Here is a 10351-nt window from a genome sequence, read left to right on the forward strand (position 1 = left end):
AAACCCCTGGTAGGGTACCTCATAGAAGGATAGAAGGTGCCTCACAGGGTCTCTCAAGGCAATTTGAAGCAAAAACTCAATGGCGAAGATGAAAAGCTCAGTGTAAGTACCATTAATCAGTGTTTCCCAAGAAAGAGTTTCATGCGATCAGATCCTTGTATTTCTCGTCGAGATGCGCCCGATAATCCGCCCGTGCGTCATAGGTTGAGGGAACATCAATACTACCAACAAGTTCGCGGAGTTGGCGTCGCTTGATTGCGCGAACGTCTTGCGCCTGATCGATCATCCAGTCGGGAACATCTTGCTCTCGATCTGCGTATTCATAGAGTTTTCGCACCGCCGCAGTAGTCGATATACCCCGTCGTGCAAACACCCTGTTGCCGCGCTCCTTCAGCGCATCATCGATGCGGACATTCAGCGTTCCAGAAACCGCCATGCTCATCACCCTTTCATGCATTACGTAATGCGTATTCTAACGACATGTGCTACGCAATACAAGACATTCGATACCTTCTTTGTTCTGGCGCTCTCACTGTGATCTTCAAGGGTGCATCTTGTAAATCTAGTTGATATGCTGCTGCCTGTGTTTTTTCGTGTGCGGTGTTCGCTCGGCGACGAAAATGCGGCAAACTTCTGCTTCTCAAGCAGAAAAAAGGTAAAATGAAACCTGGAAAAAAGGTAAAATGAAACCTGGAAAAAAGGTAAAATGCCCAGTTAGGAGCTTAGTTGAAGACGCTCAGAATAGAAGGCTATGTTCCGCGAATAGTTGACGCCATAGTAGAGGAAAACCTGAATCCGGTGAGGTGTCTCTAAAGGCGCTCTTCAATGAAAATCCGATCTTCAGCTAAAAGACATCTGGCCGATCCCTCGCTTGCTGCGGCAGCGCTGGGCGCATCGGTTTCCTCGTTGGAGGATGACCCAAAAACGCTTGGATTTCTGTTTGAGTCGCTGGTGGCCCACGATCTCATTTTCTACGCTCAAGCTATCGGGGCAAGCGTTCGGCATTACCACGATCAGTCTGATCTTGAAGCGGATTTGATAATCGAGAGAAGCGATGGCGCGTGGATTCCTGTGGAGGTAAAGCTGGGAGCCTCCCAGGAAGAGGCAGCAGCAAGAAATTTGCTGGCATTGAAAGCCAAGATGAAGCGGGCTGGCTACCGAGAACCGTCTGCCATGCTTGCTGTGGTGGGCGTAGGAGGCATTGCTCATCTCCGTGAAGACGGAGTTCAAGTGGCGACAGTTGATACCCTCGGAGTTTAGTGACGCTTAATACTCCGAGGTAGCTAACTCATGCTGTGGGATAGGCCATGTGACACAGGAATAGCGAGAGGGCACAACTCGTATCTAATGACTACTTACCACTTGTTTGTGAACTCCTCGCACCATGTTCCGGCAGCGAATGAATCGTCGTCAAGGTTCTCTACGCACTTGCTAAGCTCCTTCTTCATGCCTTCGTATTTCGTTATGGCTGCACGTCAGCCAGTTAGGCAACGTATTCGGCTGCACACAGAGGAAGCTGGCAAAAAACTCACGAAATGAGCGATCGTGCGAAAAATACCTCGCTCGCTGCCACTTTTTCCATGAAATGCATAGTGTGGTGGAGCCAGTAAAGCTCGCCGTATCTTCAGGAAAAACAGCAGTCGCCGTTGACCAGGGAAAACGTAAAGGCATTTTCGAGAAGTGAAAGGTGACTCTCGTTTCTCGCTTATTTCCGTTCGTATTTTCCGCTTCAAGTCGCGCATTTCGTGAAAAATCTTCCCGAAGACACGGTTAACTTTGCACAATCGCGCATTTCGTGAGTTTTTTGCCAGCTTAACGGGCTGACAGAATGGGAAAAACAACCATGCGCCGCTTGTTGCCTATACGGTTTGTTGCCTATATGCTCGACGTCGTAACTTCTTGCTATGAGGAACTTGACCTGAGATTCGAAGCCATTGATACGCAGGGCAAGCAACGGAGAATCACACTCAGCGTTTCCTTGAGGACACGTCACAGGCACGGCCGCTTGCAGTAAGATGATATCCTCGTCGTTAGGGGGATTATATGGATGCAGCGTTGTTCAGGTCTGCGCTTGTGAAGTTCGTTGCGGGCCTTCTGGCCGTCGGTCTTTTACTGTTCCTGCCTGCGGGAACGCTGTCCTGGTGGCGCGGGTGGTTGCTCGTGGGGGTTCTTTTCGTGCCCATGTTCGCGGCAGGCCTCGTCATGATGGCGAAGGCGCCGGACTTGCTTAGAATCCGCCTGAACGCACGCGAGGAACAGGCCGAGCAGCGCACGGTGGTCGCTCTCTCCTGCCTCATGTTTATTGCCGCCTTCGTCGTCGCCGGGCTCGGCTGTCGCTTCGACTGGCCGATGCTACCCGAGTGGGCGTCGTGGGCGGGCGCGGTGGTGTTCCTTGCGGCATACGCGCTCTATGCGGAGGTCATGCGCGAGAACGCCTACCTTTCGCGCACGATAGAGGTGAGGCAAGGTCAGCATGTGGTGGACACCGGCCTGTACGGCATAGTGCGGCATCCCATGTACAGCGCGACGATGCTGCTGTTCCTTTCGATGCCTGTCGTGCTTGGCTCCCCGTTCTCATTCGTGATTATGCTCGCGTACGTCCCCATAATCGCCAAGAGGATACGCAACGAAGAGAAGGTGCTTGCCGACGAGCTCGAAGGCTATCCAGAATACCTGCGTCGTGTGAGGTGGCGGCTCGTCCCGCACGTCTGGTAGCGGACAAGGCCGCAGCTCAGAAGCCAAGGCCCCCAAGCTCGTTCAGGTTGTCGATTGTGACGGTTACAGCGCTTTTCGTTGCCCATCGATAAGGATGTGACCAATTGCAAAGCCGTCGTTTTCGACTACAGCGCCATCCTCGACGAGACCCGTGCCGCAAAAGACATTATGAATGACATCCGTACCACACAAGCAAACATCAACTCCCTCAACGAGCAGATCGCTGATATCCTGAATTCTATCGAAAAGAAAGGCCAGTAAGCATGCCCATCCAACCTGAACAGCAGCGCAGCGAGCTGCACAAGACCATCTGGTCCATTGCCGACGATCTGCGCGGCAGCGTTGACGGGTGGGACTTCAAGCAGTACATCTTAGGTACGCTTTTCTACCGCTTCATCAGCGAAAACTTGTGTACCTATCTCGCTGAACAGGAGGGCGACCCTGCGTTTGACTACGCCACGCTGCCCGATGATCAGGCAGAGTATGGCCGCGAAGAAACGGTCAAAGAAAAAGGCTTCTTCATTTTGCCAAGCGAACTGTTTTCCCGCGTGTTGGAAACTGTGGACAAGAACGGCATGGCTGCGGAAGAGGAAGGCGACGATCTCAACGAAATCCTGGTGCGTGTGTTTGCCAACATCGAGGGCAGCGCCGTGGGCACTGATTCCGAAGACGCGCTCAAGGGCCTGTTTGCCGACTTCGACCCCAACAGTCCTAAGCTTGGCAACACCGTCATCGAACGCAACAAGAAGCTGGTCACGCTCATCACTAAAATTGGCAGCCTTAACTTCGGCGGCACCTTTCAAGACAACAGCATTGATGCCTTTGGCGACGCCTACGAATTCCTCATGACTATGTATGCGTCCAACGCGGGAAAATCCGGCGGCGAGTTTTTCACGCCGCAGGAAGTTGGCGAGCTGCTTGCCCGCATCGCTATCGGCAACCGCAGCAGTGTGAACAAAGTGTACGACCCGTGCTGCGGTTCGGGTGGCCTGCTGCTCAAGTTCGCCAAAATCTTGGGCGCGAACAACGTGCGCAGTGGCTTCTTCGGCCAGGAGATTAACCTGACTACCTACAACCTTGCGCGCATTAACATGTTTCTACACGACATCAACTTCGACCGGTTCAACCTGGCGCGTGAAGACACGCTCAAAGCGCCCGCCCACTGGGATGACGAGCCTTTCGACGCTATAGTTTCGAACCCGCCGTATTCCATCAAATGGGAAGGCAAGAACAATCCGCTCAACATCAACGACCCGCGGTTTAGCCCGGCGGGTGTGCTCGCGCCGCCCAGCAAGGCCGACCTCGCCTTCACCATGCACATGTTAAGCTGGCTTTCTACCGAGGGCACGGCGGCAATCGTTGAGTTTCCGGGCGTGCTTTATCGCGGCGGTGCGGAGGGAAAAATCCGCGAGTACCTGGTGCGCAACAACTTCGTGGAAGCTGTCATCCAGCTGCCCGCCGACCTTTTCTTTGGAACCTCCATTGCCACCTGCGTGCTGGTGTTAAAGCGGTCAAAAGCTACAAGCGACATTCTTTTTGTGGATGCAAGTAACGAGTTCAAACGCGCCGACGCCAAGAACAAGTTGGCGCAAGCTAATATCGACCGTATTGCCGAAGCGGTCGTCAAGCGCACCGAAGGGGAGCATTTTTCCGTTCTCGTGTCCAACGACAATGTGCTGGCAAACGACGCTAACCTTTCCGTGAGTAGCTATGTTGAGAAGCTCGATGACCGTGAGGAAATAGACATTGCGGCTCTTAACGCCGAGATAGCTCGCATCGTCGCTCGCGAGCAGGAACTGCGCGAACAAATTGACGCCATCGTGGCCGATTTGGAAGGCGAGGCGCAATAATGGCGAAGAGGAAAAACGTGGACATTATCCGCTCCAGTGCTGCGGAGTATCTTACGTTTGTTGCTTCCACGGGTGACTCTGAAACAAGTATTGAAATGCGCTATGAGAACGAGAATATCTGGCTTACTCAGAAGATGATGGCTCAACTCTACGATGTGAACGTTCGAACAGTCAATGAGCACCTGAAAACGCTCTATCTTGATGGTGAATTGGAAGAGCAGGCAACTATCCGGAAATTCCGGATAGTTCAATTCGAGGGAGCACGGCAGGTCTCACGCGAGGTAAAGCACTATAACCTTCAAGCGATAATCGCGGTAGGCTTCAAAATAAACAACGAGCGTGCCGTGCAGTTTCGCAAGTGGGCTAACCGCATAGTTAAGGATTTCACCATTCAAGGCTGGGTGATGGATGAGGATCGCCTGAAAAACAGCGGGAGCGTCCTTACGCAAGAATTCTTCGACCGCCAAGTTGAAAAGGTTCGTGAAATACGGGTGTCTGAAAGGCGTTTTTATCAGAAGATCACCGACATCTATGCGACTGCACTTGATTATGACCCCTCAGCGAAGGCGACGCGTCGTTTCTTTGTGGCAGTTCAGAACAAGATGCATTACAGCGTTCATGGAAATACGGCAGCTGAAGTCATCTATGATCGCGCTGATGCCACAAAAGAGCACATGGGGCTTACAAATTGGGAGGGTGCGCCCCATGGGAAGATTCATAAGTACGACGTAACCATCGCAAAGAACTACCTAACGGGTGAAGAACTTGCCAAGCTCGAAAGAATCGTTGAATCGTACCTGGACTATGCAGAGGTGCAAGCCATGCGCCATATCCCCATGACGATGGAGGATTGGGAGATGAGGCTCAATAGGTTCCTTACGTTATGGGATCGCGAAGTGCTTCAAGATAATGGAAGGATATCTGCCGAGTTGGCAAAACTGCATGCGGAAACGGAGTTCGAGAAGTTTCGCATTGTGCAAGATAGGCTCTATCAGAGCGATTTCGACAAGTTCTTGCTTGAGGTAAAGGCTGTTGAAGAACTGCCCGAACAAGAAACAGATGCTGAGCTTGGGGGCGATGATGAGTAGGATCGAAGAGCTAATTGAGCGCCTCTGCCCCGACGGGGTGGAATACAAGCCCGTAAAAACAGTCTATAAGCGCCTTAGGGGAACGCCTATAACTGCTGGGAAGATGAAAGAGATCGCGGATTCTAGCGGCGAGATTAAGATTTTTGCAGGCGGGCAAACTATGATTTACGCCCATGAAAAAGATATCCCGAAAGCAAACATTACACGCGTGCCTGCTGTTTTAGTTCAGTCTCGCGGAACAATCGATTTTGTCTATTATGAGCAGTCTTTTACCTTTAAGAACGAAATGTGGGCATATACATCAGACGACAGGACGTCAGTGAAATTCCTCTATCACGTTTTAAAAGCCAATGCCGAAACGTTTCGTAATGCCGCATCAGGCATGGGTTCGATGCCGCAGATCTCACTGAAAGTAACAGAGGAATTCAAGGTGCCTGTTCCGCCTATGGAAGTGCAGGAAGAAATCGTGCGGGTGCTAGACTCCTTCGCGGAGCTTGAGTCGGAGCTTGAGTCGGAGCTTGAGTCGGAGCTTGAGGCTCGCAAGCGCCAGTATGCCTACTATCGGGACAAGCTTCTCGATTTTAGTTCACGGGGTGAAATCGCTTGGATTCCACTAGGAGAGATCGTCAGCATATCAACCGGCTCAAAGCCGCAAGATGATATAGCTAATGTTGGAAAGTATCGTTTTGTTAACGCCGGAACAAGCGAATCAGGATTCCTTTGCGACTGGAACACTGAGGGCGATACCACAACAACGCCGTCAAGGGGTCAAGGTGGAATCGGATACGTTGGCTATGAGCGCGAACCATTTTGGTGTGGTCCTCTTTGTTATCGCATGAAAAGCAAGTCTCCATCGTTGAATGATCGGTATTTCTATTATGCGCTTTGCAGTTTAAGAAGAAGTATTCTTGCCTACATGAAGGAAGGGGGGACGCCGGCAGTTAATCGTAGCGATCTTATTAGAATTCCAATCCCCGTCCCATCCCTCGAAGAGCAAGAGCGCATTGTTGTCATTCTCGATAAGTTTGACACCCTGGTGAACGACATTTCCGCTGGTCTTCCTGCTGAAATCGAGGCGCGTCGCAAGCAATACGCCTACTATCGGGATAAGTTACTCTCATTCAAGGAGAAAGTCGCATGAACGAGGACATGACGTCGTGTGTTGCAAATGGGTGCGACGGCGCTCAACACCATAACGGTGTTGAGTACGGCAGCATCATTGATTACGAGGTCATCAACATACCCGAAGACGCGCCTTTGGAAACACCCGTTGACTCGTTGGTCAATGATCTGCCCGCATCGATGGATTTCGAGGTTATGGCGTTTGGCGGGCAAGCCACCGTGTGTTCTGCGGCACCCAAGCAGGGGCGGCGCTCCACAGCCTATCAGAGCGAGGCCGAGCTAGAGCGTGCGTTTATCGCACAATTGCAGCGTCAGGCATACGAGTATGTTACCTTCGCGTCGGAAGACGAACTTATCGCTAATCTGCGCCGTCAGCTGGAACTTCTAAACAACCTTACCTTCACCGACAAAGAATGGCAGCGCTTCTTCAAGGGCTGCATCGCCAGCGAGAACGAGGGCATCGCCGAAAAGACGCGCCGCATTCAGCGCGACCACGTGCAGGTGCTCTACCGCGACGACGGCACGGTGAAAAACATCCAGCTTATCGACAAGCGCAACGTACACAACAACCGCCTGCAGGTTATGAACCAGTATGCGCAGAGTGGCGCCTACGACAACCGCTACGACGTCACGATACTTGTGAACGGTCTACCGCTTGTGCATGTGGAACTCAAGCGTCGCGGCGTCGACATCAAAGAAGCGTTCAACCAGATAGAGCGCTACCAGCGTGACAGTTTCTGGAGTGGCTGTGGGCTCTATGAGTACGTGCAGATTTTCGTCATAAGCAACGGTACCCGCACCAAGTACTACTCGAATACCACGCGCTGGAGTCACATCGAAGAGTCGCGTGGCAAGAAAAGGAGCGGCAAGAAAACATCCCACAGTTTCGAGTTCACCAGCTGGTGGGCCGATGCCGACAACGTGCCCATTTACGACCTAGTTCCCTTCACTGCATCGTTTTTCGCCAAGCACTCCATTCTGAACATTCTCACGCGTTACTGCGTGTTCGACGTGGATGAGAGGTTGCTTGTCATGCGGCCTTACCAGATTGTGGCAACCGAGCGCATTCTAAACCGCATCCTCATCAGCGAAAACGACAAGAGCATGCTGGGCACGCTGCGGGCTGGCGGCTATGTGTGGCACACCACCGGGTCGGGCAAAACGCTCACCAGCTTCAAAACGGCGCAGCTGGCAAGTGGCATGGCCGGTGTGGACAAGGTCATGTTCGTGGTGGATCGCAAAGACCTGGACTACCAAACCATGCGCGAGTACGACCGCTTCGAGAAGGGCGCGGTGGACGGAAGCGAGTCAACGGCGGTGCTGGCTCGCCAACTCGCCGACCCTAACTGTCGCATTCTGGTTACCACCATCCAGAAGCTTTCCGTCTTCATTAAGAAGAACAAGAAGCACGCAGTCTACCAAAGCCATGTGGTTATTATCTTCGATGAGTGCCATCGCTCCCAGTTCGGCGAGATGCACCAAGCCATCACCAAGTACTTCAAAACGTACCACCTATTCGGCTTCACCGGCACGCCTATTTTTGCGGAAAATGCCAGTTCATCAGGCAACCCGCATTTGCGCACCACGGAGCAAGCGTTTGGCGACAAGCTGCACACCTACACCATCGTTGACGCCATTCGCGATGGCAACGTGCTGCCGTTTCGTATCGACTACATTCAAACCATCAAGAAGCGCGAGGACTACCCCGACCAGAAAGTCTACGACATCTACCGCGAGGGCGCGTACAAGGCCAAGGAGCGCGTGGATTCAATTGTGAGCTATGTGCTCGACCACTTCGCGCAGAAGACGCGGCGCAGCTCAAGTTACCTTTTGAAAGATCAGCGCGTCATGGGCTTTAACTCCATCTTCGCCACGGCGTCCATCGACATGGCCAAGGTGTACTACAGCGCTTTTGCGCGCGTTCAGCAAGAACGCGGCGGCGAGTGCCTGAAAATTGCGCTCATCTATAGTTTTGGCGTGAACGAGGGCGACGACGGCAGTGGCCTTCTCGACGAGAGTTTCGACGTGGCCAGCCTTAACACGCCCGACCGCGATTTTCTGGAAGCCGCCATTGCCGACTACAACGCCATGTTCTCCACCAATTTCGACACATCGGGCGACGGGTTCCAGAACTACTACAAGGACTTGTCCGATCGCATGAAGAACCGCGAGCTCGATATGGTTATTGTGGTCAACATGTTCCTCACCGGCTTCGATGCCACCACGCTCAATACCTTATGGGTAGACAAAGACTTGCACGACCACGGCCTCATTCAGGCGTTCAGCCGAACAAACCGCATCCTGAACAGCGTGAAAACCTACGGAAACATCGTGTGCTTCCGCAACTTGGAAGACCGCGTGAACCACGCCATCAGCCTGTTTGGTGACAAAGATGCAGGCGGCATTGTGCTGCTGAAACCCTACGCCGAATACATGGCGGAGTATCGCGACCGGCTCGCGCAGCTCTACGATCGCTTCCTGCTGGGGCAGGTGATCCTGGGCGAAGAGGACGAGAAGGCGTTCATTCGCTTGTTCGGTACCATATTACGATTGCGCAACGTGCTTACGGCATTCGACGAGTTTGCCAATGACGACCCGTTTCCGGCGCGCGACGAGCAGGATTATCGAAGCGTGTACACCGATCTCTACCGGAAATGGCGCAAGGACAAGGAAGAGGCCACCATTATCAATGATGACCTGGTTTTTGAGATAGAGTTGTTGAAGCAGGTGGACATCAACATCGACTACATCCTCATGCTCGTGCAGAAGTATCACGACACGAACTGCACCGACAAGCTGATCATCGCCGATGTGGAGCGTGCCATCAACTCCAGTTACGAGCTGCGCAACAAGCGCGACCTTATCGAGCGCTTCATCGAGAGCCTAGAATCAAGCGAGGATGTTACGGCCGACTGGAAGGCATACATTGCCAATCAGAAGGAGAAGGAGCTTGCCGCCATTATTGCCGATGAGGCGCTCGACGATGCGGCTACCCGCGAGTTTGTTGCTCGCTCGTTTGTGGAAGGCGAGGTTGCTGAAACCGGCACCGAAATCACCAAGCTCATGACCAAAAAGCCGAGCCGCTTCGCTCCGGCCAACGCCTACGCCGACATGAAGGCGCGCGTGATTGATAGATTGAAGGCCTTTTTCGAGCGATTCAACAACATGAGCGCCGAATAAGTGACGAAATGCTACGCCCCTCATGTGCGCTCTTGGCGAACCGGCCGGGAACAAGCCTTATCGCCGCGCATCTCCGCAGAGGGGTGCCGTTCAATCAATTGTTCAAATTGAACAGCCTACTGAACAGTGCAGTATTGCCGAGGGTCCTTCGAGCTCTCTCCGCACCATTACTCCGCAACACTTCGCAATAGGTGCGCAAAAGGTGCGCAATTGGTGCGCAAAACGAGAAATGCGCACCTAGCTCAGGATGTAATACTGATCCGGTTCAGGGGGGTGTGGACAAAAACTTGGACATCTGAGACAAGGAGATGGCCATGTATCACCATCACACCCAAGAGGAAAAGCAAGCTGCAATTGACCTCTACGTGACCAGTGGGCATTCCCCGATAACGGTCA

General features: G+C 52.8%; 8 protein-coding genes. 7 read left to right on the plus strand and 1 reads right to left on the minus strand.

Annotated features, from left to right (window positions below):
* Window positions 1-139 precede the first annotated feature (139 nt).
* A complete protein-coding gene (locus G7Y43_RS10305) occupies window positions 140-436 on the minus strand; it encodes a hypothetical protein (protein WP_165046325.1) in 297 nt (98 codons plus the stop codon).
* A gap of 389 nt (window positions 437-825) precedes the next feature.
* On the opposite strand from G7Y43_RS10305, the gene G7Y43_RS10310 reads away from it, so the two are divergent.
* The 7 genes from G7Y43_RS10310 (at window position 826) to G7Y43_RS10340 (ending at window position 9955) form a co-directional block, all read left to right on the plus strand.
* The gene (locus G7Y43_RS10310) at window positions 826-1260 is read left to right on the plus strand and encodes a DUF4143 domain-containing protein (RefSeq protein WP_241158253.1); all 435 of its coding nucleotides are present in this window, start codon (window positions 826-828) and stop codon (window positions 1258-1260) included.
* 783 nt (window positions 1261-2043) lie between these two features.
* Window positions 2044-2715, plus strand: coding sequence for an isoprenylcysteine carboxylmethyltransferase family protein (locus tag G7Y43_RS10315; protein WP_165046326.1), 672 nt, complete (start codon window positions 2044-2046; stop codon window positions 2713-2715).
* Between the two features lie 96 nt (window positions 2716-2811).
* Window positions 2812-2976, plus strand: a complete 165-nt coding sequence (locus G7Y43_RS10320) for a hypothetical protein (protein ID WP_165046327.1) — start codon at window positions 2812-2814, stop codon at window positions 2974-2976.
* Window positions 2977-2978: 2 nt separating this feature from the next.
* Window positions 2979-4565 carry a type I restriction-modification system subunit M gene (locus tag G7Y43_RS10325; protein ID WP_165046328.1) on the plus strand — a complete coding sequence of 529 codons (1587 nt, stop codon included), beginning with the start codon at window positions 2979-2981 and terminating at the stop codon, window positions 4563-4565.
* Window positions 4565-5653, plus strand: coding sequence for a virulence RhuM family protein (locus G7Y43_RS10330; protein WP_165046329.1), 1089 nt, complete (start codon window positions 4565-4567; stop codon window positions 5651-5653). The genes G7Y43_RS10325 and G7Y43_RS10330 overlap by 1 nt, the downstream gene beginning before the upstream one ends.
* On the plus strand, window positions 5598-6794 hold the full coding sequence (locus G7Y43_RS10335; protein ID WP_165046330.1) for a restriction endonuclease subunit S: 1197 nt from the start codon (window positions 5598-5600) through the stop codon (window positions 6792-6794). The genes G7Y43_RS10330 and G7Y43_RS10335 overlap by 56 nt, the downstream gene beginning before the upstream one ends.
* A complete protein-coding gene (locus G7Y43_RS10340) occupies window positions 6791-9955 on the plus strand; it encodes a type I restriction endonuclease subunit R (RefSeq protein WP_206215135.1) in 3165 nt (1054 codons plus the stop codon). Before G7Y43_RS10335 ends, G7Y43_RS10340 begins: the two co-directional genes overlap by 4 nt.
* Window positions 9956-10351 lie beyond the last annotated feature (396 nt).

Origin of the sequence: Adlercreutzia sp. ZJ138 (assembly GCF_011038935.1) — a bacterium.
Classification (GTDB): Bacteria; Actinomycetota; Coriobacteriia; order Coriobacteriales; family Eggerthellaceae; genus ZJ141.

Bases quoted from the DNA above. Each gene is read 5' to 3' on its own strand.
- G7Y43_RS10305 (WP_165046325.1), bottom strand. From the start codon at position 436: ATGGCGGTTTCTGGAACGCTGAATGTCCGCATCGATGATGCGCTGAAG.
- G7Y43_RS10310 (WP_241158253.1), top strand. From the start codon at position 826: ATGAAAATCCGATCTTCAGCTAAAAGACATCTGGCCGATCCCTCGCTT.
- G7Y43_RS10315 (WP_165046326.1), top strand. From the start codon at position 2,044: ATGGATGCAGCGTTGTTCAGGTCTGCGCTTGTGAAGTTCGTTGCGGGC.
- G7Y43_RS10325 (WP_165046328.1), top strand. From the start codon at position 2,979: ATGCCCATCCAACCTGAACAGCAGCGCAGCGAGCTGCACAAGACCATC.
- G7Y43_RS10330 (WP_165046329.1), top strand. From the start codon at position 4,565: ATGGCGAAGAGGAAAAACGTGGACATTATCCGCTCCAGTGCTGCGGAG.
- G7Y43_RS10340 (WP_206215135.1), top strand. From the start codon at position 6,791: ATGAACGAGGACATGACGTCGTGTGTTGCAAATGGGTGCGACGGCGCT.